21 protein-coding genes, 1 tRNA gene and 1 pseudogene are annotated in these 22,958 nt (G+C 62.9%); 14 read left to right on the top strand and 9 right to left on the bottom strand.

Annotation, left to right across the window (positions count from 1 at the left end; genetic code table 11):
* Positions 1-4: 4 nt before the first annotated feature.
* The 3 genes from ACR9YP_RS01420 to ACR9YP_RS01410 form a co-directional block, all read right to left on the bottom strand.
* A complete protein-coding gene (locus tag ACR9YP_RS01420; RefSeq protein ID WP_438104492.1) occupies positions 5-616 on the bottom strand; it encodes a glutathione S-transferase family protein in 612 nt (203 codons plus the stop codon).
* 140 nt (positions 617-756) lie between these two features.
* The gene (locus ACR9YP_RS01415) at positions 757-1,599 is read right to left on the bottom strand and encodes a fumarylacetoacetate hydrolase family protein (RefSeq protein WP_474218844.1); all 843 of its coding nucleotides are present in this window, start codon (positions 1,597-1,599) and stop codon (positions 757-759) included.
* 240 nt (positions 1,600-1,839) lie between these two features.
* Entirely contained in the window at positions 1,840-2,688 is an 849-nt protein-coding gene (locus ACR9YP_RS01410) for an MBL fold metallo-hydrolase (protein ID WP_438110516.1), read from the bottom strand.
* Between the two features lie 125 nt (positions 2,689-2,813).
* On the opposite strand from ACR9YP_RS01410, the gene ACR9YP_RS01405 reads away from it, so the two are divergent.
* Positions 2,814-3,290, top strand: coding sequence for a DUF3775 domain-containing protein (locus tag ACR9YP_RS01405; RefSeq protein ID WP_438104495.1), 477 nt, complete (start codon positions 2,814-2,816; stop codon positions 3,288-3,290).
* Positions 3,291-3,486: 196 nt separating this feature from the next.
* Here the strand turns inward: ACR9YP_RS01405 and ACR9YP_RS01400 are convergent, their stop codons facing one another.
* On the bottom strand, positions 3,487-4,269 hold the full coding sequence (locus ACR9YP_RS01400; RefSeq protein ID WP_438104497.1) for an SDR family oxidoreductase: 783 nt from the start codon (positions 4,267-4,269) through the stop codon (positions 3,487-3,489).
* A 124-nt stretch (positions 4,270-4,393) separates the two neighbouring features.
* Positions 4,394-4,906: a CvpA family protein gene (locus ACR9YP_RS01395; RefSeq protein ID WP_438104499.1), complete on the bottom strand. Its 513-nt coding sequence runs from the start codon at positions 4,904-4,906 to the stop codon at positions 4,394-4,396.
* 135 nt (positions 4,907-5,041) lie between these two features.
* Here ACR9YP_RS01395 and ACR9YP_RS01390 point away from each other — a divergent pair, with 135 nt between their 5' ends.
* Positions 5,042-5,803: an SDR family oxidoreductase gene (locus ACR9YP_RS01390; protein WP_438104500.1), complete on the top strand. Its 762-nt coding sequence runs from the start codon at positions 5,042-5,044 to the stop codon at positions 5,801-5,803.
* Between the two features lie 159 nt (positions 5,804-5,962).
* Here the strand turns inward: ACR9YP_RS01390 and ACR9YP_RS01385 are convergent.
* Together ACR9YP_RS01385 and ACR9YP_RS01380 are read right to left on the bottom strand one after the other, a co-directional pair.
* Positions 5,963-6,061: pseudogene (locus ACR9YP_RS01385) on the bottom strand (hypothetical protein); the annotation flags it as partial.
* Between the two features lie 18 nt (positions 6,062-6,079).
* Positions 6,080-7,549 (bottom strand): coniferyl aldehyde dehydrogenase, encoded by a 1,470-nt coding sequence (locus tag ACR9YP_RS01380; protein WP_474218843.1) that lies wholly within the window; start codon positions 7,547-7,549, stop codon positions 6,080-6,082.
* 306 nt (positions 7,550-7,855) lie between these two features.
* On the opposite strand from ACR9YP_RS01380, the gene ACR9YP_RS01375 reads away from it, so the two are divergent.
* Positions 7,856-7,932, top strand: a tRNA-Met gene (locus ACR9YP_RS01375).
* Positions 7,933-8,824: 892 nt separating this feature from the next.
* On the opposite strand, the gene ACR9YP_RS01370 is transcribed toward ACR9YP_RS01375, so the two are convergent.
* A complete protein-coding gene (locus tag ACR9YP_RS01370) occupies positions 8,825-9,538 on the bottom strand; it encodes a TetR/AcrR family transcriptional regulator (protein ID WP_474218842.1) in 714 nt (237 codons plus the stop codon).
* Between the two features lie 111 nt (positions 9,539-9,649).
* On the opposite strand from ACR9YP_RS01370, the gene ACR9YP_RS01365 reads away from it, so the two are divergent.
* The 6 genes from ACR9YP_RS01365 (at position 9,650) to ACR9YP_RS01340 (ending at position 15,152) form a co-directional block, all read left to right on the top strand.
* A complete protein-coding gene (locus tag ACR9YP_RS01365; protein ID WP_474218841.1) occupies positions 9,650-10,546 on the top strand; it encodes an NAD(P)/FAD-dependent oxidoreductase in 897 nt (298 codons plus the stop codon).
* A 21-nt stretch (positions 10,547-10,567) separates the two neighbouring features.
* Complete coding sequence (locus tag ACR9YP_RS01360; RefSeq protein WP_474218840.1) at positions 10,568-11,041, top strand: methyltransferase family protein; 474 nt, start codon at positions 10,568-10,570, stop codon at positions 11,039-11,041.
* Positions 11,042-11,123: 82 nt separating this feature from the next.
* On the top strand, positions 11,124-11,582 hold the full coding sequence (locus ACR9YP_RS01355; protein ID WP_474218839.1) for a (2Fe-2S)-binding protein: 459 nt from the start codon (positions 11,124-11,126) through the stop codon (positions 11,580-11,582).
* Position 11,583: 1 nt separating this feature from the next.
* The gene (locus ACR9YP_RS01350; RefSeq protein ID WP_474218838.1) at positions 11,584-13,833 is read left to right on the top strand and encodes a xanthine dehydrogenase family protein molybdopterin-binding subunit; all 2,250 of its coding nucleotides are present in this window, start codon (positions 11,584-11,586) and stop codon (positions 13,831-13,833) included.
* A 139-nt stretch (positions 13,834-13,972) separates the two neighbouring features.
* Positions 13,973-14,929 (top strand): Vgb family protein, encoded by a 957-nt coding sequence (locus tag ACR9YP_RS01345; RefSeq protein ID WP_474218837.1) that lies wholly within the window; start codon positions 13,973-13,975, stop codon positions 14,927-14,929.
* A gap of 58 nt (positions 14,930-14,987) precedes the next feature.
* Positions 14,988-15,152 (top strand): hypothetical protein, encoded by a 165-nt coding sequence (locus ACR9YP_RS01340; protein ID WP_474218836.1) that lies wholly within the window; start codon positions 14,988-14,990, stop codon positions 15,150-15,152.
* Positions 15,153-15,172: 20 nt separating this feature from the next.
* Here the strand turns inward: ACR9YP_RS01340 and ACR9YP_RS01335 are convergent, their stop codons facing one another.
* Positions 15,173-15,856, bottom strand: coding sequence for a TetR/AcrR family transcriptional regulator (locus ACR9YP_RS01335; protein WP_474218835.1), 684 nt, complete (start codon positions 15,854-15,856; stop codon positions 15,173-15,175).
* 199 nt (positions 15,857-16,055) lie between these two features.
* On the opposite strand from ACR9YP_RS01335, the gene ACR9YP_RS01330 reads away from it, so the two are divergent.
* The 5 genes from ACR9YP_RS01330 to ACR9YP_RS01310 all read left to right on the top strand — a co-directional run bounded on the left by ACR9YP_RS01330 (position 16,056) and on the right by ACR9YP_RS01310 (position 22,882).
* Positions 16,056-16,949, top strand: a complete 894-nt coding sequence (locus ACR9YP_RS01330) for an NAD(P)/FAD-dependent oxidoreductase (RefSeq protein ID WP_474220990.1) — start codon at positions 16,056-16,058, stop codon at positions 16,947-16,949.
* Positions 16,950-17,005: 56 nt separating this feature from the next.
* Positions 17,006-17,383 (top strand): antibiotic biosynthesis monooxygenase family protein, encoded by a 378-nt coding sequence (locus ACR9YP_RS01325; protein WP_474218834.1) that lies wholly within the window; start codon positions 17,006-17,008, stop codon positions 17,381-17,383.
* Positions 17,384-17,591: 208 nt separating this feature from the next.
* Positions 17,592-18,455: a class I SAM-dependent methyltransferase gene (locus ACR9YP_RS01320; RefSeq protein WP_474220988.1), complete on the top strand. Its 864-nt coding sequence runs from the start codon at positions 17,592-17,594 to the stop codon at positions 18,453-18,455.
* Positions 18,456-18,473: 18 nt separating this feature from the next.
* Complete coding sequence (locus ACR9YP_RS01315) at positions 18,474-19,571, top strand: efflux RND transporter periplasmic adaptor subunit (RefSeq protein ID WP_474218833.1); 1,098 nt, start codon at positions 18,474-18,476, stop codon at positions 19,569-19,571.
* A 173-nt stretch (positions 19,572-19,744) separates the two neighbouring features.
* A complete protein-coding gene (locus ACR9YP_RS01310; RefSeq protein ID WP_474218832.1) occupies positions 19,745-22,882 on the top strand; it encodes an efflux RND transporter permease subunit in 3,138 nt (1,045 codons plus the stop codon).
* Positions 22,883-22,958 lie beyond the last annotated feature (76 nt).

Here is a 22,958-nt window from a genome sequence, read left to right as displayed (position 1 = left end):
CGATTTACGCTGGAGGCGGCACCGAGATCTTCACGGAGGGCCGCTCCAGCATCTTCTGATGGAAGGCGTCGAGCTTCGGATAAGCCTTGCGCCAGCCGCAATCGGCGAAGCGGAAGTCGGCATAGCCGAGCACGCAAACGAGGCCGATCTGCGAGATGTCCAACGGGCCGTTCAGCACCTCCGGCATGTTCTCGAAGCGCGCCATGCCGGTCCAAGCCCTGTTCCAATGGTCGTCCGACCAGGCCTGCCATTGCAGGCCCTGCGGCCGCACCATTTTCTCGTAGCGGCACAGCAGCATGGAATCGAGCATGCCGTTGATCAGCGAGTGGTTGGTCTTGGCCTTCCAGCGCCGCGGACCGTAGCCGGGGATCAGGCTGCCACCGGCAATCTCATTGAGATATTCGACGATGACGTAGGAGTCCAAAATCACGTCGCCGTCATTGGTGATCAGCACCGGCAGCTTCTTCAGCGGCGTGATGCGTGAATAGTCCTCGTTGGCCGTGCCCGGCGCGACGGTTGCGGGCACGAGCTCGATCTTGTCGATCAGCCCGAGCTCGATCGCGGCGATGCGCACCTTGCGGGCGAAGGGCGAGGCGGGGGAGAAGGTGAGTTTCATGGGAGTACCTTGACGAATATCCGGCAGTTGTTTTCGTCATTGCGAGCGAAGCAATCCAGGCTGTCTCCGGGGAAATAGTCTGGATTGCTTCGTCGCTTCGCTCCTCGCAATGACGGTGTGGCAACAGCTGTCGTCGCAGCTTACGCCGCGATGATCTCCTGGCGCTGCTCGCCGAGACCTTCGATGCCGAGCGTGACGACGTCGCCGACATTGAGGAAGGTGGGCGGCTTCATGCCGAGACCGACGCCGGGCGGGGTGCCGGTGGTGATGATGTCGCCGGGCAGGAGCGTCATGAACTGCGAGACGTAGGAGACGCATTTCGCCATGGAGAAGATCATGGTCTTGGTCGAGCCGGTCTGGCGGCGCTGGCCGTTGACGTCGAGCCACATCGACAGGTCCTGCACGTCCTTGATCTCGTCCTTGGTGGCGAGCCACGGCCCGAGCGGGCCGAACGTGTCGTGCGACTTGCCCTTAGTCCACTGGCCCAGGCGCTCGGTCTGGAAGTTGCGCTCGGAGACGTCGTTGCAGACGCAATAGCCGGCGACGTAGTTCAGCGCGTCGGCTTCCGAGACATATTTGGCACGGGTGCCGATGATCGCGGCAATCTCGACCTCCCAGTCGAGCTTGGTCGAGCCGCGCGGCTTCTCGACCGCGTCGTTCGGGCCGGACAGCGAGGTGTTCGCCTTCATGAAGATGATCGGCTCGCTCGGGATCGCAGCGCCGGTCTCCTTGGCGTGGTCGCTGTAATTGAGGCCGATGGCGACGAATTTCGAAATGCCGGTGACCGGTGCGCCGAACCGCGGCTTGCCCGACACGGCGGGCAGCGAGGCGGGGTCAAGGCCTGCCAGTTTCTTCAGGGACTCTGGCGAATAGGCCTCACCGGTCAGGTCCTTCACATGCGCCGACAGGTCGCGCAACTGGCCGGATCTATCGATCAGGCCGGGCTTTTCCGCACCCTTCTCGCCGTAACGAACAAGCTTCATTCTCGTTTCTCCCTGGGAATGGACCGATCGGTTGAACAGCTTCATGGAACAGGGCGGCGGGAAATTCAACCGCCTACGGCGCGGCGCATTGCAGCCCTCTGGATTCAGTGGGAGTTTCGTGTCCCGGACGCGACGCAGCGCGAAGCGGTGTGGCGCAGAGCCGGGACCCAAACCGCGACATTCTGGGTCCCGGCTCAGCGGGGCAGCGTTGCACGCTGCACCGCGTCCGGGACACGGAGATCAACCTAAAGCCACAAATCTGAACGCGTCTCCCGCCCGCTTGATATGCCCCGCCGAATAATGCCCGCCGATCACCAGCGTCGGCGTGTCGGCAAAACGCGAGAACATCTCGTGCCGGGTCGCCGCCGATTGAGCGGGATCGGAATCGACGACCGAGCACCAGTCGAGATGCGCCATCTGGCAGGGATGATGGGCAACGTCGCCGGTCAGAAGCCCCTGCTCGCCACCGGACTCGATCAGGACGCTCATGTGCCCGGGACTGTGGCCCGGGGTTGGGATCAGCTTGATTTCCTCGCAGAGCCGGTGGTCGCTCGGGATCAGCTCGGCCTGGTCAGCATCGACGACCGGCTTCACGGAATCGTTGAACACCGCAACCTTATCCGGCTCGGCCGTGTAATCGCGCCAGTACTCATATTCGGTCCTGCCGAAGACGTAGCGCGCCTTCGGAAAGGTCGGCACCCATCGGCCGTCGACCAGCCTCGTGTTCCAGCCGACATGGTCGACGTGAAGATGCGTGCACAGCACGGTGTCAATGCTGTCAGGCGGAAAACCCGCCGCGGTCATGGTCTCCAGAAACGGCGTGCTGCGGTTGTTCCAGGTCGGGACGCCGCGGCCCTGCTTGTCGTTGCCAAGGCCGGTGTCGACCACGATCCGGCGCGAAGGCGTCTCCACCACAAGCGAGTGGATCGACATCTTCAGCCGGCCTTCTTCGGTGGCGAACTGCGGGATCAGCCAGGGCAGTTTGCGGATTTCGTCGTTGGTCGCTGCCGGCAGGATGAAGCGGGTCGAGCCCACCGTCTCCATTTCGACGAATTTCGTGATCCTGACCTTGCCGACCTTCCACTGCATCCGGCGCATCCCCGTGTTCTTGCTCTTGCGTTGGAACATGCGCACTTTCCGCCATCAAGCGCAATGGATCATCTGAGGTGATGTGGCGTTATCGCGAGGAACCGGAAAGAAGCCGGAGAGGAGCCATGCCAGAGCTTGCGATTTCCGCGGACAAGGTCGCCTTCATCATCGAGAAGGCGCGCGAATTCGACGTCAAGGAGGCGGCTTCCGATCCGGATTCCGGCTCGAACCCGAGCGATGACGACTCGATCGGCGTCCTCGAGGACAACGGATCCGATCCGGTCGGCCACGAGCTCGGCAGCTTCATGATCGTCTTGAACGAGGACGAGCAGATCGATCTCGTCGCGCTGACCTGGCTCGGTCGCGGCGACGGCACCATCGATGATTGGGACGATTTGCGCGCGCGCGCCGTGGAGGCGCGGGGCGCGTATGGCAGCCCGCGCCGTGAAACGGTGCACTATCTGCTCGGCGAGCCCATGCTGGGCGATCTGCTCGCTGCCGGACTCGACGAATTCGGTATCGACTGGGCCAATGAGCGTCTCACCGCCGATTCCTCCGATCCCAGCGAGCGCGACGAGGACGAAGCGACGAAGCAGCGGTGAGTTTGCTTCACTAGCCAGCTTGCGGGTCTCTTCGCCTCTCCCCGCTTGCGGGGAGAGGCCGGATTGCACTGAAGATGCAATCCGGGTGAGGGGGAGTCTCCGCGAGTCCAACTCTCACCGTGCTTGGCGGAGAGAGCCCCTCACCCCAACCCTCTCCCCGTAAGAACGGGGCGAGGGAGTACACCTGCAATCGCGACTACAGCGTTCCCGGGAACGCGCCGCCATCGAGCAAGATGTTCTGCCCGGTGATGAAGCCTGCCTTGGCGCCGCAGAGGAAGGCGCAGGCATAGCCGAACTCGTCGGGCTGGCCGAAGCGGCCCGCAGGGTTGAGCTTGGCACGGTCGGCAAGGATCTGCTCCGGCGTGACGCCGCGCTTGTCGGCCTCGGCCTTGGCGGTGCCGGTAAGACGATCGGTTTCGAACGGGCCAGGCAACAGGCCGTTGATGGTGACGTTGTTGATCACGGTCTTGCGCGACAGGCCGGCGATGAAGCCGGTGAGGCCGGCGCGTGCACCGTTGGAGAGGCCGAGGATGTCGATCGGCGCCTTCACCGCGGCCGAGGTGATGTTGACGATGCGGCCGAACTTGCGCGCCATCATGCCGTCCACCGTCGCCTTGATCAGCTCGATCGGCGTCAGCATATTGGCGTCGATCGCCTTGATCCAATCGTCACGGGTCCAGTTGCGGAAATCGCCGGGCGGCGGGCCGCCGGCATTGTTGATCAGGATATCAGGCTCGGGGCAGGCCTTCAGCACGGCCTCGCGGCCCGCCGGCGTCGTAATGTCGCCGACGATCTCGGTGACGGTCACGTCAGGATAGGCCTTGCGGATATCGTCGGCGGTCTTCTTCAGAGCTTCGGCACCGCGCGCAGTCAGCGTGACGTGAACGCCGGCCTCCGCCAGCGAGATGGCGCAGGCGCGCCCGAGGCCCTTGCTGGATGCGCAGACGATGGCGCGGCGACCTTTGATCCCAAGATCCACTGTTTCACTCCCGTAATGTCAGGCAGGTTTTGGATGCGGCCACTCTAGCCAACATCGATGTCGCTGATAAGGGACGGGCTCGCTTCAAAATGCATGGCGCGCGCTGCGGCGATGCAAATGCGCCCTAGATGCGCCGCTCCTGCTTGAGCCGGTCGATCGCGGCAGCCGCTTCCGGCGGCAGCGATTTGAATCCCATCCGCCCCACCGTCGAGAACAACGGCCGCAGATGCGAGCCGGCGAGGAACGGCGGCTCGCGGTTGGCCGGCACGATCTGGTCGAACACCGCTACCAGCGTGATGGCGACGAGGCCGACCCTGATGGCGCCGAGCGCAGCGCCGCCGAGCCGGTCGCCGATGCCGGCCTCGCCGATGGTGTCGTTCAGCGCGACACGGCCGATATGCCCGAGCAGCATGCCGACCACCACGAAGATGGCGAAGAACCAGATCCAGTTCTGGAGCAGCGGCGAATTCGGATTGGCTGCGATCTGCGGCGCGATCAGCGGCATCAACGCCACCGCCATCGGCGCGGCGAGGAGATAGGCGAGGATGGTCATGGCGCTGCGCAGCAGCCCGGTCCTGAATCCGAGGCCGACCGCGATGGCGAGTGCCGCATAGACCACAAGATCGAAACTGTTCATGCTGCGAGCTCACCTCGGGGAACGTTGCCGCGCTGGAACGAATGAACGCCGAACCGATCATTCCGGTTTCAGATCGCTAAAATCGTCTGTATTGATGGCTGCAAAAGCTCAGCGATCACGCCCAAGGAAATCGTCATGTCAGACCTGTTCGACGTCAGTAAAGAAACCATCCTCGTAACCGGCGCGAGCCAGGGGCTGGGGCGGCAATTTGCCCGGGTGCTGGCGGCCCATGGCGCATCCGTCGCGCTCGCGGCGCGGCAGACCGACAAGCTGAAAAGCCTGGAAGAAGAAATCCGCGGCAAGGGCGGCCGCGCCGCCGCCGTCGCGCTCGACGTCACCGACACCGCGTCGATCGCCAGGGCGGTCGATGCGGTGGAAGCCGCGCTCGGGCCCGTCACCGTGCTGATCAACAATGCCGGCATCGCCATCGAGAAACTCGCGACCGAGCAGACCGAGGCCGATTGGGATGCCGTGATCGGCGCCAATCTGAAGGGCGCCTATTTCCTCGCGACGGAAGTGGCGCGGCGCATGATCGCGCGCAAGCAGTCGGGCAATATCGTCAACATCGCCTCCGTGCTCGGCACCGGCGTGCTTAAGGCAGTGTCGCCCTACGCGATCTCCAAGGCCGGCATCATCCAGGCGACCAGGGCGATGGCGCTGGAGCTCGCGGGGCAGAACATCCGCATCAACGCGCTCGCGCCCGGCTATATCGACACCGAGATGAACCACGCCTTCTGGTCGACGCCGGCAGGCGAGCGCCTGGCCAAACGCATCCCGCAGCGCCGCGTCGGCGCCGAATCCGATCTCGACGGCGCGATCCTGCTGCTGGCGTCGAACGCCTCGCGCTACATGACGGGCAGTGTGGTCACCGTGGACGGCGGGTTCTTGCTGAATTGAGCGCGTCTTCGCCTCTCCCCGCGTGCGGGGAGAGGCCGGAATTTGCGCAGCAAATTCCGGGTGAGGGGGAGCCTCCGCGAGTCCGTCTCTCACCGAGTTCGCGGATAGAGGCCCCTCACCCCAACCCTCTCCCCGTAAGAACGGGGAGAGGGAGAAGAGCTACCGCATCTCCGTCGCCTTCTCCGCGATCACGATGGTCGGCGCGTTGGTGTTGCCGCCGATCAGCGTCGGCATGATCGAGGCGTCGACGGCGCGCAATGACGGTGCTTGCAGCCCCTACGACATGAAGCGCATCAACTTCTCCAGCCGCGCGATCTTGCCGCCATAGGGCGGATAGAGGTCGGCGAGGCGGTTGAACTTGGAGCGATAGAACACCGGCTTCAGCTTGCTGAAGGTGCGAAAGCCCCACTCGCCGTGATAGGCGCCGGTGCCGGATGCGCCGACGCCGCCCATCGGCTGGTTGATTTGCGTGAAGTGGAACAGGCAGTCGTTGATTGTGACGCCGCCGGAGATGGTGCGTGACAGCACCTCGTCGCGCGCGTTGCTGTCCTTGCCGAACCAGTACAGCGCCAGCGGCCGGTCGCGGGCGTTGACGAAGGCGATGGCGTCGTCCGGATCGCGATAGCCCAGCACCGGCAGCACGGGCCCAAAGATCTCCTCCTGCATCACCGCCATCGCTTCGGTCGCACTGAGGATCAGCGTCGGCGGGAATTTGCGGTGGGCCTTCCAGTTGGGATCGTCAGGCCTTGCCGGTTGCAGGAGCTTGGCGCCGCGCTGGGCCGCATCCGCGACGAGGCCTTCGAGCCGCGCATAGTGTCGGTCGGAGATGACGGAGGTGTAGTCCTTGTTGGCGGGATCGGTGCCGAACATGCGCCGCATCTGCGCGCGCACTTTTTCGGCAAAGGATTGCACCGAATTCTCCGGCACCAGCACATAGTCCGGCGCGATGCAGGTCTGCCCAGCATTGAGCAGCTTTCCATAGGCGATGCGCTCGGCCGCCTCATTGAGATCGGCCGAGGCGTCGATGATCGCCGGCGACTTGCCGCCGAGCTCGAGCGTAATAGGCGTCAGATTGCGTCCCGCGGCCTCCGCGACCAGCCGCCCAACCCGCGTCGAGCCGGTGAAGACGAGATGATCGAACGGCAGGTGCGCAAAGCCCTTTGCGATCTCGTCCTCGATGCCGGTGACGAGCACTTCGGTGGCATCGAACCTCCGCCCGACCGTTTCCTTCAGCAGCGCCGAGAAGTGCGGCACGAGCTCGCTCGGCTTGATGATGACACGGTTGCCGGCGGCGATGGCGCCGATCGCGGGCGCGAGCGTGAGCTGCAGCGGATAATTCCAGGGCGCGATGATGCCGACCACGCCGAGCGGCTGCGGCATCAGCCGGTTGCGCGCGGGCAGGAATTGCAGCGCGGTCGCGACCCGCTGTGATGTCATCCAGCTCTTCAGGTGTTTTGTGGCATGCCGGATCTCGGAGAACACCAGCATGGTCTCGGCAATCGTGGTCTCGACCGCCGAGCGGTGGCCGAAATCGGCCGAGATCGCCTGCCGGAAGCGCTCCTCATTGTCCGCGACCACCGCGCGCAGCCGCGCCAGCCGGTCGAGCCGCTCGGCCAGGTCAGGCGCCGGCTCGGCCCGCGACCGCGCGACCATGGCATGGAAGGCATCCTGCAGCGCCCGCAGCGGGGTGCCTGTCAGGGACTGGTCCAAGGCAGGGTCCAAGGTAGGGTCCAAAGTACGGTCCATGGCGTTCCTCCCTAAAATGGGCGTCCGGCCCTGATTTTGTTGCGGCCAAGCTGGCCCTTTGCGGAACTCCTGGCAAGTGCATGCCAAACGGACCCAAAATCGGTCCATCCGCTGTCATAAAGTCGAAAAAAACGTTCCCGCAGCCCTTTCCAAAGGCAGCCCGCCTTGATACATACGCCCCGCACCCGATGGGCGTTGCCCGGGGTTGCCTTCCAAGGAAGCCTTTGGGACGGACGGAGCAAGCCAACAGCGTCGGCCTTACCTCACTGTCCCCGGCATTTTGGCGAAGGCAAAGCAAGTGTTTAACGCGGGGTGGAGCAGCCCGGTAGCTCGTCAGGCTCATAACCTGAAGGTCATAGGTTCAAATCCTATCCCCGCAACCAACTTAGTTGAGAACCCCAGCAATCTGAATGACTTGCTGGGGTAATTTTTTGTGCCCGAAATCGGCCCCAATAACATCAATGACTTAGCTTATAGGTTCAAATCACCCCGCAACCACACGTCGTGTCGTCACTTGCGAATGTCCGTTCTCCAGCGGCGGTCAGCTTGGCCGTTTGATCAGAAAACATAGCGCTTGCTGACCGAGCACCGATTGTCTTGGCGGTCCTTGGATTTTCATTGGGTCATGGGGGAAAGGGACGAGGAGATCTCGGACACTGAAGCCCGTGTTGTTTCCATCCGCGAAGATAAGCTCCTCAGGACGCTCGCTCGCCTGATCGGCCGTCAAATGGCACGCGAGCAGTTTGAAGCAACAAGCCAAAGCGCTCAGGCGCCGCTATCTCGCCGAATCGATAGATGGCGACTCGCAGACAGCACCGTGAGCATAGACTTCGGAAGCTGCGACGTTAATGTTTCGTGAGTCCACTGAGGTCCCGAAGGCGCCTTCATCTTCAGGGTCGCAAGCTGGGCTTCGATGATCTTACGATCGTTGCGGAGTCCGTGCCTGCGAGTGAGCGCTACTTCGACCTCGACCTGAAGCCGGAGATGCAAGGTTTCATGTCCTGTCGGCAGATGGAGCCGCCCGGGAATCTCCCTTCTCGAGGTGGCCAGTCAACCCGTCGAGATGCGCGCGGTGAGCCGATTTTCGGCCAGCGGAAGACAAGTACCTGGATGCCTCAGCCTCCCGAGCGCTTCTTCGAAGATGCCAAGTATCTCTACATCCCGATGATCGATCCATTGAGGCCGTCAATGCCGATCGATCTTGTGGCGCAATATGCGGCGCTCGCCGAGGGAGTTTGTCAAAGGAATGATGCTGACGTCCCAAACCGGTCTCGGTTATTTTGACAACATCGGTCTCGCACGATTCAAATTTTGTTTTTTTGACCTCGAGGCAGGCAAATTTCGGCCCGCGTGGTCGTTGCCACGGTGCGCGGCGATGAACATGGCGACGGCCGAGCGGCAATAGGATTCGATTTCGTTGTCGTCCTCTGCTCTCGCCTGATCGAAGCGTGCGATCATCAGGAGATCGGATCCTTTGAAAAGCGCGGCGAACAAGCGGGCGGACCGGAGAGGATCGGGGACGTTCAGAAGACCCTTCGCGTGCATCTGACGCAACAGGGCCTCGATTTGGGCGATGACATGGGCGGGGCCGCCTTCGAAATGAAGCTTGCTCAGCGCGTTTTGACTCGTCTTGTCGGCCATGACCATGGCTTCGACACTGCGGACGTCCGGTCTCAACAGCGTGCGAAGCAGTAATGATCCCACCGCCATGAGCTGATCTTCGGCCGAACTGTCGACTCCTTCAGGCAGGGCCTGTGGGGCAAACAACTGTTGGCAGCCGGCCGCCATGGCCGCGCCGAACAGCGCCTCCTTGTTCTCGAAATGCCGGTAGATACTGAGCTTGGATATCTTCGCTCGCTGGGCGACCTTGTCCAAGGTCGTCGCCTGAAAACCCAATTCCAAAAAGAGTTCGCGCGCGGCGTCGACGATCGTTTGGCCAAGCGCCTCGTTGGCGGGCCGGCCGCGCCGGCCCTGAATTTTTTCGGTCACGACAATTCCAGTACTTGACAGTATCTCAATTCTTGCATTATGATACCATGAAGTATCTGAAATGTGCAAGACGGGTAGGTTGCAACCTATCCTCCAACGGAGCCCATCACCATGGATGACGTCATCATCATCGGCGGCAGCTTTGCCGGTCTCGCCGGCGCCCTGCAGCTCGGCCGTGCCCGCCGCAAGGTCACCGTTCTCGATACCGGCCTGCCGCGCAACCGCTTCGCCGGCCACTCGCATGGCCTGCTCGGCCACGATCACAAGCCGCCGCTGGACATCCTGGCCGAGGCGCGGCGGCAACTGGCGCGTTATCCCACGGTCAGGCTGGTCAATGCCCGGGCCGACAGCATCTCCGGCAACATCGACAAATTCTCCGTCCTCACTGGCGATGGCGAAAGCTTTGGGGCGCGCCGCCTGATCCTGAGCTATGGCATCGTGGACCAGATGCCTGATGTTCCGGGTTTTGCCGAAGGCTGGGGCACGTCCATCGTGCCCTGCCCCTATTGCGACGGCTTTGAAGTCGCCGGCCAGCATTGGGGCCTCATCTGGTCCGGCCCGCAGTCGCACAATCAGGTTAGGCTGTTCCACGATTGGACCGACAGGTTGACGCTGTTCGCCAATGGTCATGACATTCCGCCCGATGTCCGGGCCGATCTGGCGCGACGCAACATACCCGTCGTCGATGGCCGGATTACCGGGATCGCCCGACGCGGGGCCCATAGCGCCACCGTCAAGCTCGATACCGGCCCCGATGTCGCGGTCGACATCCTGTTCGCACATCCGCGCAACAAGCCGTCCGCCAGCCTGCATGAATCGCTGGGCCTCGCCACGGTCGATACGCCCCTCGGCATCATCCTCAAGGTCGACGAGCGCCGCCAAACCAGCATGCCCGGCATCTACGCCGCCGGCGACCTCGCCAACCCCATCACGCCGCCTTCGGTCACCCTGGCATCAGCGCACGGCGCGATGGCGGGTATCTTCGCCCAGCAGTCGATGGTGGTTTGAGAGCGCAGATTGGAGATGAGCATGGCGGTCGAATCGGACAGCGCGGGTGTGCGCTTCCCTCCGCCCTTCATCTATCTGGGAGCGCTACTGTTGGGGCTGGCGGCGGAGCGGTTCGTCACTCTGCGCTCTTTCGGCATCGACGGGCGGTTGCTGTTCGCGACCGGCACGCTGCTGTTCGTGGCCGGCGCGGCGATGATGCTTGCGGCGGCTGGGCTGTTCCGGCGGCTTGGCACCAACGTTCCGCCGTCGCAGCCAACGACCCTCATCGCAACGACCGGCCCTTATCGGTGGACCCGCAATCCCATGTATCTCGGAATGGCGCTTAACTATGCCGGCCTTGCGATCGGCTTCGACGGGCCGATCGCCTTCGCCTTGCTCCCGTTGGTGCTGATCGCGATCCAGACGCAGGTGATCGCCCGCGAGGAGCGCTATCTCGAAGCGAAGTTCGGAGACGACTACCGCCGCTACAAGGCCGAGGTTCGCCGCTGGCTCTGACTATTCCGCAGCTGCCGCCTGCGGGGCCTTCCGCTTCGACAGGCGGGCAGGTGTCGTTGTTCGCAACTACAGGAGCTTCGCAATGCAGTTGACCGTCAACAGTAAGCGCTACGATCTGGATGTCGAACCGGAAATGCCGCTCCTTTGGGTGCTGCGGGACGAGCTTGGTATCTCGGGACCGAAGTACGGTTGCGGTGCGGGCCTTTGCGGTGCGTGCACCGTTCATATCGACGGTACCGCCGTTCGCTCCTGCTCGATCAACGCTGGCGAGGTCCGCGGCAGCATCACGACGATCGAGGGTCTAGGAACTCCCGCGAACCTGCACGTCGTTCAGCAGGCCTGGATCGAGCACCAGGTAGCGCAGTGCGGCTATTGTCAGTCCGGCCAAATGATGACCGCAGCGGCCCTGCTGTCCAAAACCCCCGATCCCTCGGACGCCGAAATCTCCGACGCCATGGACGGAAATCTTTGCCGATGCGGGACTTACACGCGCATCCACAGCGCCGTCAAAACGGCAGCCCAGATGATGAAGGGGAAATAGCGTGGCGCGGCTCAAGACGATTGCAAGACGCACGTTCCTGATCGGCTCCGCTGCGATCGCCGGTGGCGTCGCCTTCGGCTATTACCGATTGCGCCAGGATCCTCCCAATCCCCTGCTCAAGGACCTCAAGGCGGGGGAAGCCGCGATCACGCCTTACGTCCGCGTCGACGCCGAGGGCGTTACGCTCATCACTCCGCGCGCCGACAAGGGCCAAGGCGCGTATTCCATCCAGGCTCATCTGATCGCCGAAGAGCTTGACGTGGATCCGCACAAGGTTCGCATCGATCCTGGTCCACCAAGTCCGGCCTACTTCAACAGCCGGGTGATGGACGACAGTCTGCCCTTCTCCACGATCGACGATGGCATGATGGCGCGTGGGGCGCGGGGAGGTGGCGAAGTGTTGAGCCGCATTCTCGGCATGCAGATCACAGGAGGCTCCTCCACCGTACCCGACGGCTATCAAAAACTCCGCATGGCGGGCGCGGTCGCGCGCGAGACTTTGAAGGAGGCGGCGGCCAGAAGGTCGGGCGTGTCCCGATCGCAATTGAAAACCAGGGACGGTCAGGTCATCTTGCCCGATGGCAAGTCCCTCACTTACGCGGAGCTGGCCGTTGAGGCAGCGCAACTTGCACCCGTGATTGATGTCACGCTCCGGCCGGAACAGGAGTGGCGCTACATCGGCAAGAAGATGCGCCGGATCGATATCGTCCCCAAGTCTACCGGTACGCAACAATACGGGATCGATATTCGTCCGGACCGGGTCGTGTACGCCACCGTCCGCGCCAATCCCGGCATGGGAGGCACGATCAAACGATATGATGCCTCCAGCGCAGAGAAGATGAGAGGCGTCAAAAAGATCGTCCCGATCAAAGACGGTGTGGGTGTCATTGCCGATAACACCTGGAGAGCCTTTCAGGCCGCAGCCGCCATCAAGATCGAATGGAATGATCCTCCTTATCCAGCCGACTCGGCGGGAATGTGGAAGGTGCTGGAGAATTCATTCTCCAAGGACCAGCAGGACAGCCGGCTTCGCAATGACGGTGATGTCGAGAAGGCTTTCGCCGGCTCGTCCAAGCCGATTGAGGCGGAGTATCGGACCCCATATCTGGCCCACGCGCCGCTCGAGCCCATGAATGCGGTCGTACTCTACACGAAGGAACGGCTCGACATCTGGACGGGAACGCAGATCCCGGTCTTCCTCCGTGGGCATGCGGCAAAGCTGACGCGACTGCCGGAAGAGAAGATCTATGTGCACGCTCAGCTGATGGGCGGCAGCTTCGGGGCAAGGCTCGACGATACCTACGCGTTGCAGGCGATCGAACTCGCAATGGCCATGGAAGGCGTCCCGGTCAAGATGACCTGGAGCCGTGAAGAGAACATGGGGCACGACTATCCGCGTCCGATCCAACTCTCGCGGGCCAAGGGAACGGTTCGCGATGGCATGGTCGAGAGCATGAGCATCGATGTGGCGGGACAATCGATGGGAGCGTCCTGGTTCAATCGGTTGCAGGCGCCCGTTCCCCCCGGCCCCGATGTTTCAAGCGTCAACGGTATTTGGGACCAACCTTTCGCAATACCGAACTTTCGTGTGACGGGTTACAAGGCGAAGGAAATGGTGCCAGTCAGCCCGTGGCGATCGGTTGGAGCGTCCGCCAATGGCTTTCACCATGCCTCCTTCCTGGACGAACTGATCCATGCCGCGGGCGCGGATCCGATGGCAGAGCTTATTCGTCTCTGCAATCATGAGCCGTCCAAGAAGGTGCTGCATACCTTGCGTGATATTTCCGCCTGGAAAGGCTCGCGAATCGACGATCGACGAGCCCGCGGCGTGGCGCTGACTTTGTCCTTCGGCGTGCCAATGGCTCAAGTCGTCGAGGTGAGCTACGCGCCTCAAGGCATCAAGATCGACAAGGTTTATGCCGTTTGCGATGTGGGGCGCATTCTGGACCCCGTCAATTTCGAAGCGCAGGTGCGGGGTGGCATCATCTGGGCTTTGGGCCATGCCATGAACTGCGAGCTGACCTACGAAAACTTTGCGCCGGTCCAGACGAACTTTCACCTGTTCGAAGGCATGAGATTCCATCAGGCGCCGGAAATCATCGTCAAGGGGTTGGAGCTTGGTGGGGACGTGCGAGGAATTGGTGAACCTCCGGTACCGCCGGCGGCACCGGCTCTCGCCAATGCGATCTTTGCTCTCACCGGGAAGCGAGTACGCGAATTGCCTCTCAACAGAAGCGTCAATTTCGCTTGATGGGTTGAGCTCTATCGCCCACTTGCCGGTGCTTGCCCGAGCACCACCGTCTTCCCTCACGCAAGCCGAAAATCTTGGGTTGAGTGACTCAACATCCCTCAGAAGTGACGTCGACCACATAATCAGCTTGGAGGAACGCATGTGCGCTAACAAATCAGACCTATTTCAAAACCTGTCCCACCTGGTCATCGCAGCGGTGGTAGGCCTAGTCGCGGCCTCGGCTGCGAGTGAGGCCCGATCGCAGACCGTGATCCTATCGGGATCGCCGTTCCCGGAAAGTCTGGCAGCGACAACGGATGGAACGCTCTTTGCCAGCAGCTTGACGAACGGCGGAATCGCGCGCGTCAAGCCGGGCGCCTCCGAGGCCGAAGCCTGGATCAAGCCGGGGACATTCGATACGCGATCGACGTTCGGCGTTCTCGCCGACGAGACGTCAGGGCTTCTTTGGGTATGTTCGAACGATGCCACCCCACTCGGCGTCAAAGGTCCAAACACGATCGAAGGCTCGTTCGTTAAGGGGTTTGACCTCAAAACCGGGGAGGGAAAAATCAGCGTGCAATTGCCCGCGAAACCTTCGCTCTGCAACGATCTCGCGATTGGGCCGGACGGAGCGCTCTACGTCACGAATACTCTGCAGCCGCAGATCCTTCGCCTGAAGAAAGGGTCTTCCGAGCTCGACGTCTGGGTCCAGGACGCAAAGCTGAAGGGGGGGCTTGATGGGATTGCGTTCGGGCCGGATGGCGCTTTGTACGTCAACACCTTCCAAAGCGGCGAACTCTTCCGCATCGAATCCAAATCGGGAGTCGCTGGTGCAGTCACGAAGCTTGAGACGTCGCGCCCGATCAAGTTCCCGGACGGTCTTAGGGCAGACAAGACCGGATTCGTGATGGTTGAAGGCACCGGTCCGCTTTCTAAGGTCACGATCGTCGGGGATCGGGCCCAAATCGAAACGATCAAGGAATTCGCTGGACCAACAGGCGTCGCGCGCGTCGGCGACAAGCTTTGGGTAGCGGAAGGCCAGATTGGCTATCTCATGGATCCTTCCAAGAAGGGCCAGACGCCGACCTTCCAGCTGCGGTCAATCGAGGCTCCCTGACCGGCACGAGATCCTCGTCGCGCCCGGCGCGATCGAGACGGATTTCGCGGGCGGCGCCTTGAAGAGCACGCCCGCGATCCAGGACTATTTCCGCGCCATCACGGGGATCATCGTGCGGACTGATATCGCAACCGATAGTTCAACGAGCGTATTTTTCCGCGATCTTGTTGCCAATCGAAAGCGCTTCAGCCTCCATGAATTTCAAACCGGTCGCGGTTTTTGACCACATCGGTCACGCACGATTCAAATTTTGTCTTTTGACCTTGGCGCAGGCAAATATCCGCCCGCATAGTCGTTGCCGCCATGCGCGGCGATGAACATGGCGACGGCCGACTGGCAATAGAATTTGATTTCGTTGTCGTCCTCTGCTCTCGCCTGATCAAAGCGTGCGATCATCAGGAGATCGGATCCTTTGAAAAGCGCGGCAAACAAGCGGGCGGACCGGAGAGGATCGGGCACGTTCAAAAGTGCCTTCGCGTGCAACTGACGTAACAGGGCCTCGATTTCGGCGATGACATGGGCGGGGCCGGCTTCGAAATGGAGCTTGCTTAACGACTTTTGATTCGTCTTGTCGGCCATGACCATGGCTTCGACACTGCGGACGTCTGATCTCAACGGCGTGCGAAGCAGTAATGATGCCACCGCCGTGAGCTGATCTTCGGCTGAACCGTCGACGCCTTCAAGAAGGGCTTGTGGTGCAAACAACTGATGGCAGCCGGCCGCCATGGCCGCGCCGAACAGCGCCTCCTTGTTCTCGAAGTGCCTGTAGATGCTGAGCTTGGATATCTTCGCCCGCTGGGCGAGCTTGTCCAATGTCGTCGCTTGAAAACCCAACTCCACAAAGAGTTCGCGCGCGGCGTCGACGATCGTTTGGCCAAGCGCCTCGTTGGCGGGCCGGCCGCGCCGGCCCTGGATTTTTTCGGTCACGACAATTCCAGTACTTGACAGTATTCTAATTCTGGCATTACGATACCACATAGTATCTGAAATGTGCAAGCCCACGGTGACTTCCATGCAACGACGAGCCCTACTGAAGTTGGCTGCGCTTTCGACCATCGGCCTCGCGCGCGCTCAGGCCACCGCCAAGCCCAACGCGTCCTCCCCCATCCCCAACACGGAGCCCACCATGGAAGACGTCATCATCATTGGCGGCAGCTTTGCCGGTCTCGCTGGCGCCCTGCAGCTCGGCCGTGCCCGCCGCAAGGTCACCGTTCTCGATACCGGCCTGCCGCGCAACCGCTTCGCCGGCCACTCGCATGGACTGCTCGGCCACGATCACAAATCGCCGCTGGACATCCTGGCCGAGGCGCGGCGGCAGTTGGCGCGTTATCCCGCGATCAAGCTGGTAAGTAGCCGGGCCGAAAGCGTCTCGGGCGCCATCGACGATTTCAACGTCCTCACGTCCGATGGCGAAAGCCTTCGGGCGCGTCGTCTGATCCTGAGCTACGGCGTCGCCGACCAGATGCCTGATGTTCCGGGCTACGCCGAAGGCTGGGGCACGTCCATCGTGCCCTGCCCCTATTGCGACGGCTTTGAAGTCGCCGGCCAGCATTGGGGCCTCATCTGGTCCGGCCCGCAGTCGCACAATCAGGTCAGGCTGTTCCACGATTGGACCGACAGGTTGACGCTGTTCGCCAATGGTCATGACATTCCGCCCGATGTCCGGGCTGATCTGGCGCGACGCAACATACCCGTCGTCGATGGCCGGATTACCGGGATCGCCCGACGCGGGGCCCATAACGCCACCGTCAAGCCCGATACCGGCCCCGATGTCGCGGTCGACATCCTGTTCGCACATCCGCGCAACAAGCCGTCCGCCAGCCTGCATGAATCGCTGGGCCTCGCCACGGTCGATACGCCCCTCGGCATCATCCTCAAGGTCGACGAGCGCCGCCAAACCAGCATGCCCGGCATCTACGCCGCCGGCGACCTCACCACGCCCTTTTTGCCCTCGGTGACGCAGGCATCATCGCAGGGCGCGATGGCGGGTATCTTCGCCCAGCAGTCGATGGTGGTTTGAGAGCAAGCAGCATCGATCTCGCCGGTTTCAATCGCACAATCAACGGGAGCGCCACCATGGCCGCCATCAAACCATTCAAGCCCCTGGACGAGAAATTTCCGTTTGACCGCCAACTCGGTATCGCGGCCGCGCCTGTCGTGCTCATCAACCTCTTCATGGTCGATCCCGCCGACGAAGCGGGCTTCCTGGACGCTTTCAAGGCGGCTGCCGAAATCATAACGAAGCAACCAGGCTTCATCTCTATGCAACTGCATCGAGCGATCGGCGATAGCCCGACTTACCTGAACTATGTGGTGTGGGAATCCACCGAGACGGTCCGCACCGCCTTCACCCAGCCCGAGTTCGTCGCGAAGCTTTCGGCCTATCCTTCATCGGTCGTAGCCAGCCCGCACCTGTTCCAGAAGGTCGCCGTCTCCGGCTTTTGCACGGCCTGACTCCGGAAATGGCGCCTTTTGAGCCGACACGCTGACGCTCTTCGCCGATGCCGCGAACATGATCCAGCTCAACATCACGACGCTCACAGAGCCAGGATCGGCGAAGAATGGATCGCTTCATCCTGTTCGCCCTTGCCACTCGCTGGAGACGATGCGCGCTTTGGCATCGGACAGCTTAGCCAAGAACGAATTAGAACGAGGATATGTCATGGCACAGCACAATGCCGATCGCGTCGCCGACTGGAATGGCCAAAGCGGGGAGCGCTGGATCGCCCACCAGGCCCAGCTCGACGCCAGGCTGGCGGTGTTCGGCCAGGCCGCGATCGAAGCCGCCGCGCCCGCGGTGGGCGAGCGTGTGCTGGACGTCGGCTGCGGCGCGGGCGCGTCGACTCTGACTCTGGCCGACCGCGTCGGCGCGGGAGGCCAAGTGCTGGGCGTGGACATATCCGAACCGCTGATCGCCCGAGCGCGCGCGCTCGCGCCACAGAATACGCCGGCCCTGTTCCGAGTGGCCGACGCCAGCAGCGCCGAGTTGCCTGAGGGGGCGTTCGACATCCTGTTCTCGCGTTTCGGGGTGATGTTCTTCGGCGATCCGACGGGGGCGTTCGCCCATATGCGTCGCGCGCTCAAGCCGGGCGGGCGGGTCGCGTTCGTCTGCTGGCGCGGCGTAGCCGAGAACGATTGGATGCGCCTGCCGATGGGCGCGATCAGGGGGATCGTCCCGCCGACGGCGCCGCCCGATCCCGAAGCGCCCGGTCCATTCTCGTTCGGCGACCCGGGGCGCGTGGATCGGATCCTGATGGCGGCCGGCTTCACCGACATCGCTATCGCGCCCTTCGATGTTCTTGTCCCGTTTGGCGAGGGCGCGACGCGGGATGCGGCGATCGACGACGCGGTGAAGATGACGTTCGAGGTCGGCCCGCTGTCGCGCGTGCTCGCTGATCAGCCCGACGACATCCGCGCTCGCGCCTCGGCCGCGGTTCGTGCCGCCTTCGCGGGCCGTCCCGGTGAGCGGTCGCTGATGATCGAGAGCGCGGCGTGGATCGTCACGGCGCGCAATCCAGCAAGCTGATATCGATTAGCAGGGGAGATGCCCGTTTTGTCCACTTATTCCAGGCTCTTGGCGGGCGTGTCGCTGGCCCTGATGGCAGCTACCCTGGCCGCGTGCAACGATACCGTGGTGCAAAACGCCGAACCGCCGCGTCCGGTTCTGGTCGCCACCGCCCATTACGACGCCGAGACCCCGGAGCGCAGCTTCGTCGGCACCATCAGACCCCGGATCGAGAGTGACCTCGGCTTCCGTGTCGCCGGCAAGGTCGCAAAACGTCTCGTGGAAGTCGGGCAGACCGTTGAGGTCGGCCAGGCGCTCGCCACGCTCGACGAGGTCGACCTGAAGCTCCAGGCCGAGCAGGCCTTCGCCGAGCAGACCGCTGCCACCGGCGTGCTGGCCCAGGCCGCCGCCGCCGAGCAGCGTGCGAAGGACCTCAAGGCCAAGGGCTGGACCACCGACGCAGCGATGGATTCAAGCCGCGCCGCCGCCGACGAGGCCCGTGCGCGCCTCGACCGCGCAATCCGCTCGGTCGAGCTGACCAAGAATTCCCTTTCCTACGCGACGCTGGTTGCCGACGCCCGCGGCGTCGTCACCGCAACGCTGATCGAGCCTGGCCAAGTGGTCGCCGCAGGCCAGGCTTCGATCCGCGTCGCGCGCTTTGCCGAAAAGGAAGCGGTCGTCGCAATCCCTGAGACTCTGGTTGGACGCGCCCGGTCGGGCGTCGCCAGCGTCACCCTTTGGTCGGAGCCGGACAAGAAATATACGGCGAAACTGCGCGAGATCGCGCCGGCCGCCGACCCCGCCACGCGGACCTACCTTGCAAAATTCTCGCTGCCCGAGGCCGACGACAAGGTCGCGCTCGGCATGACTGCGACGCTGACGCTGTCGGATGCCGCCACCGAGCGCGTCGCACGGCTGCCGCTGTCGGCGCTGTTCAACGAAGGCGGCAAGCCGTCCTTCTTCGTCGTCGACGACAACGGCGCGGTCACGCTCAAGCCGGTCGCGGTGAAGTCCTACGACAGCAACGACGTCATCATCACTGGTGGTGTCGAGGAGGGTGCCAAGATCGTCGCCCTCGGTGTCCAGAAGCTCGATCCCGGCCAGAAGGTGCGGGTCGTGTCGTCGCTGTCCTTCTAGAGTTTACGCGTCCGTTGCGAGGCGAGTTTTGGCCCACGCGCAAATGCAAGGGCTGAAGCGCGAAGCGATCCAGAACCTGCCCGGCCCCCTGGGTTGCTTCGCTGCCTCGCGACGATGGTTTGACCAGAGCGACTGTCGTTTTTTGATAACTGCATCTTCTTTCGGAGAGAGCAATGAAGCGCTTCAACCTTTCGGCCTGGGCCGTCAGCCATCCGACGCTGGTTCTCTTCCTGATGCTCGTGCTCGGCGTCGCCGGCTTCTTCTCCTATCAGAAGCTCGGTCGCGCCGAGGATCCGTTCTTCACGGTGAAGGTGGTCAACGTCTCCGTGCTGTGGCCGGGCGCGACCGCACAGGAGATGCAGGAGCAGGTCGCCGATCCCATCGAGAAGAAGCTCCAGGAGCTGCCCTATTTCGAGAAGGTGCAGACCTACTCCAAGCCCGGCTTCGCCGCGCTCCAGGTCACCTTCCGCGACGATACGCCGTCGAAGGACGTGCCCTATCTCTTTTATCTCCTGCGTAAGAAGGTGATCGACGTACAGGGCCAGTTGCCCTCGGGGATCCTGGGACCCGTCGTCAATGACGAGTTCTCCGACGTCGATTCCATCCTCTATATGATGACCGGCGACGGCGCCGATTACGCCGAGCTCAAGAAGGTCGCGGAAGGATTCCGTCAGCGTCTTCTCAAAGTGCCTGGTGTGACCAAGGTCGACATGTACGGCAACCAGGATGAGCGCATCTACGTCGAGTTTTCGCATGCGAAGCTCGCCACACTCGGCATCACCCCGCAGGCGCTGTTCGATTCGCTCGCCAAGCAGAACAACGTGACGCCGGCCGGTACGGTCGAGACCTCGTCGCAGCGTGTGCCGCTGCGCGTCACCGGTGCGCTCGACGGCGCCAAGGCCGTCGCCGAAACCCCCGTCGAGAGCAACGGTCGCGTGTTCCGCTTAGGGGACATCGCCACCGTCACCCACGGCTATGTCGATCCCCCGAGCTTCGTCGTCCGCCAGGAAGGCAAGGCCGCGATCGGCATCGGCCTCGTCACCGCCAAGGGCGCCAACATCCTCGAGCTCGGCAAGGACGTCGAGAAGGCGACCGCCGAATTCATGAAGGCCGTCCCGCAGGGCGTCGACGTCTCGCTGATTGCCGATCAGCCCAAGGTGGTCGAGCACGCGGTCGGCGAGTTCGTGCATTCCTTCATGGAAGCACTCGTCATCGTGCTGTTCGTCTCGTTCCTGGCGCTGGGTTGGCGCACCGGCATCGTGGTCGCGCTGTCCGTGCCCCTGGTGCTCGGCATCGTCTTCATCGTCATGAACACGATGTCGCTCGACCTGCACCGCATCACACTCGGCGCGCTGATCATCGCGCTCGGCCTGCTCGTCGACGACGCCATCATCGCGGTCGAGATGATGGTGGTGAAGATGGAGCAGGGCTGGGACCGCATGCGTGCGGCGTCCTTTGCCTGGGAATCGACTGCGTTTCCGATGCTCACGGGAACGCTGGTCACGGCCGCTGGCTTCCTTCCCATCGGCTTTGCCAATTCGGCGGTCGGCGAATATGCCGGCGGCATCTTCTGGATCGTGGCGATCGCGTTAATCGCCTCCTGGTTCGTCGCGGTGATCTTCACGCCCTATATCGGCGTCAAGCTGCTGCCGAACATCAAGGTAAACGCCAACCACGATCCGCACGCGGTCTATGAGACCCGCATGTACAAGGGCTTGCGCGCCATCGTGCAGTGGTGCGTCAACCATCGCATCACCGTGGTGGTCGCGACAGTCGGTGTTTTCGCGGCAGCGATCGTTAGTTTCGGCCATGTCCAGCAGCAGTTCTTCCCGCTGTCGGAGCGGCCCGAGCTGTTCCTGCAGCTGCGCCTGCCGGAAGGCACCGCCTTCAACGTCACCGAGAGATCGGTGAAGGAGGCGGAGAAGCTGTTGAAGGGCGACCAGGACATCTCGACTTACACGGCCTATGTCGGGCAGGGTTCGCCGCGCTTCTGGCTCGGCCTCAACCCGCAGCTGCCGAACGAGGCGTTCGCCGAGATCGTGATCGTCGCCAAGGGCGTCGAGGCGCGCGAGCGCATCAAGGCGAAGATCGAGAGTGCCGTTGCGGGTGGCGCGCTCAACGAGGCGCGCGTGCGCGTCGACCGCTTCAATTTCGGTCCGCCGGTCGGTTTCCCCGTGCAGTTCCGCGTGATCGGCCCCGACGCCAACAAGGTGCGCGAGATCGCCTATCAGGTTCGCGACGTCATGCGCGAGAACAAGAACGTCAAGGACGTCCAGCTCGACTGGAACGAGCAGTCGCCCTACCTCAAGCTCGTCGTCGACCAGGACCGCGCCCGCGCCATGGGCCTGACCCCGCAGGACGTCTCGCAGGCGCTGTCGATGCTGATCTCCGGCGCGCAGGTGACGACGGTCCGTGACGGCATCGAGAAGGTCGGCGTGGTTGCCCGCGCAATTCCCTCCGAGCGGCTCGATCTCGCCCATGTCGGCGACCTCACCATCACCTCGAAGAACGGCGTCGCCGTGCCGCTCCAGCAGATCGCCAAGATCGAGTATTCGCACGAGGAGCCGATCCTGTGGCGGCGCAATCGCGACATGGCGATCACGGTTCGCTCCGACGTCATCGACGGCGTGCAGGCGCCAGATGTCACCAGCCAGATCGCGCCCAAGCTGAAGCCTATCCAGGACAATCTCGAGCCTGCCTACCGCATCGAACCGGGCGGCGCGTTCGAGGAATCCGCCAAGGGCAACGCCTCGATCTTCATCCTCTTCCCGTTGATGGTCATGGTGATGTTGACGCTGCTGATGATCCAGCTTCAGAACTTCTCGCGCCTGATCCTGGTGTTCCTGACCGCCCCGCTCGGCATCGTGGGCGCTTCCCTCGGGCTCAACGTCGCCAACGCGCCCTTCGGCTTCGTGGCGCTCCTCGGCCTGATCGCCCTTGCCGGCATGATCATGCGCAACACGGTCATCCTGGTCGACCAGATCGAGACCGACGTCTCGCACGGCCTGACCCGGCGCGAAGCCATCGTGGAGGCCACCGTCCGCCGCGCCCGCCCGGTGGTGCTGACTGCGCTCGCCGCAATCCTCGCCATGATCCCGCTGTCGCGCTCGGCCTTCTGGGGCCCGATGGCGATCACCATCATGGGCGGCTTGTTCGTCGCGACCTTCCTGACGCTGTTGTACCTGCCGGGCCTCTATGCACTCTGGTTCAGGAAGAGCCTGGACGAGGCCGGCACTCCCGAGCAGCCGGCGGCGCCGCAGCTTGGGAACGATGACCAGCACGCAATTCCGCTTGCTGAGAAGCAACGCTGATTGACGGGTCCTGACAGATGACACTGATTGCAGAACATATCGAAGGCGATACCCGGGATCGTATCCTCAAGGTGGC

The organism is Bradyrhizobium sp. BR14999 (assembly GCF_056106085.1).
This window is presented reverse-complemented; position numbering and strand designations above follow the sequence as displayed.

Excerpts from the sequence above, each read along its gene's own strand:
- ACR9YP_RS01420 (WP_438104492.1), bottom strand. The coding sequence starts at position 616 with ATGAAACTCACCTTCTCCCCCGCCTCGCCCTTCGCCCGCAAGGTGCGC.
- ACR9YP_RS01415 (WP_474218844.1), bottom strand. The coding sequence starts at position 1,599 with ATGAAGCTTGTTCGTTACGGCGAGAAGGGTGCGGAAAAGCCCGGCCTG.
- ACR9YP_RS01410 (WP_438110516.1), bottom strand. The coding sequence starts at position 2,688 with ATGCAGTGGAAGGTCGGCAAGGTCAGGATCACGAAATTCGTCGAAATG.
- ACR9YP_RS01405 (WP_438104495.1), top strand. The coding sequence starts at position 2,814 with ATGCCAGAGCTTGCGATTTCCGCGGACAAGGTCGCCTTCATCATCGAG.
- ACR9YP_RS01395 (WP_438104499.1), bottom strand. The coding sequence starts at position 4,906 with ATGAACAGTTTCGATCTTGTGGTCTATGCGGCACTCGCCATCGCGGTC.
- ACR9YP_RS01390 (WP_438104500.1), top strand. The coding sequence starts at position 5,042 with ATGTCAGACCTGTTCGACGTCAGTAAAGAAACCATCCTCGTAACCGGC.
- ACR9YP_RS01380 (WP_474218843.1), bottom strand. The coding sequence starts at position 7,549 with ATGGACCGTACTTTGGACCCTACCTTGGACCCTGCCTTGGACCAGTCC.
- ACR9YP_RS01365 (WP_474218841.1), top strand. The coding sequence starts at position 9,650 with ATGGATGACGTCATCATCATCGGCGGCAGCTTTGCCGGTCTCGCCGGC.
- ACR9YP_RS01360 (WP_474218840.1), top strand. The coding sequence starts at position 10,568 with ATGGCGGTCGAATCGGACAGCGCGGGTGTGCGCTTCCCTCCGCCCTTC.
- ACR9YP_RS01355 (WP_474218839.1), top strand. The coding sequence starts at position 11,124 with ATGCAGTTGACCGTCAACAGTAAGCGCTACGATCTGGATGTCGAACCG.
- ACR9YP_RS01345 (WP_474218837.1), top strand. The coding sequence starts at position 13,973 with ATGTGCGCTAACAAATCAGACCTATTTCAAAACCTGTCCCACCTGGTC.
- ACR9YP_RS01330 (WP_474220990.1), top strand. The coding sequence starts at position 16,056 with ATGGAAGACGTCATCATCATTGGCGGCAGCTTTGCCGGTCTCGCTGGC.
- ACR9YP_RS01325 (WP_474218834.1), top strand. The coding sequence starts at position 17,006 with ATGGCCGCCATCAAACCATTCAAGCCCCTGGACGAGAAATTTCCGTTT.
- ACR9YP_RS01320 (WP_474220988.1), top strand. The coding sequence starts at position 17,592 with ATGGCACAGCACAATGCCGATCGCGTCGCCGACTGGAATGGCCAAAGC.
- ACR9YP_RS01315 (WP_474218833.1), top strand. The coding sequence starts at position 18,474 with ATGCCCGTTTTGTCCACTTATTCCAGGCTCTTGGCGGGCGTGTCGCTG.
- ACR9YP_RS01310 (WP_474218832.1), top strand. The coding sequence starts at position 19,745 with ATGAAGCGCTTCAACCTTTCGGCCTGGGCCGTCAGCCATCCGACGCTG.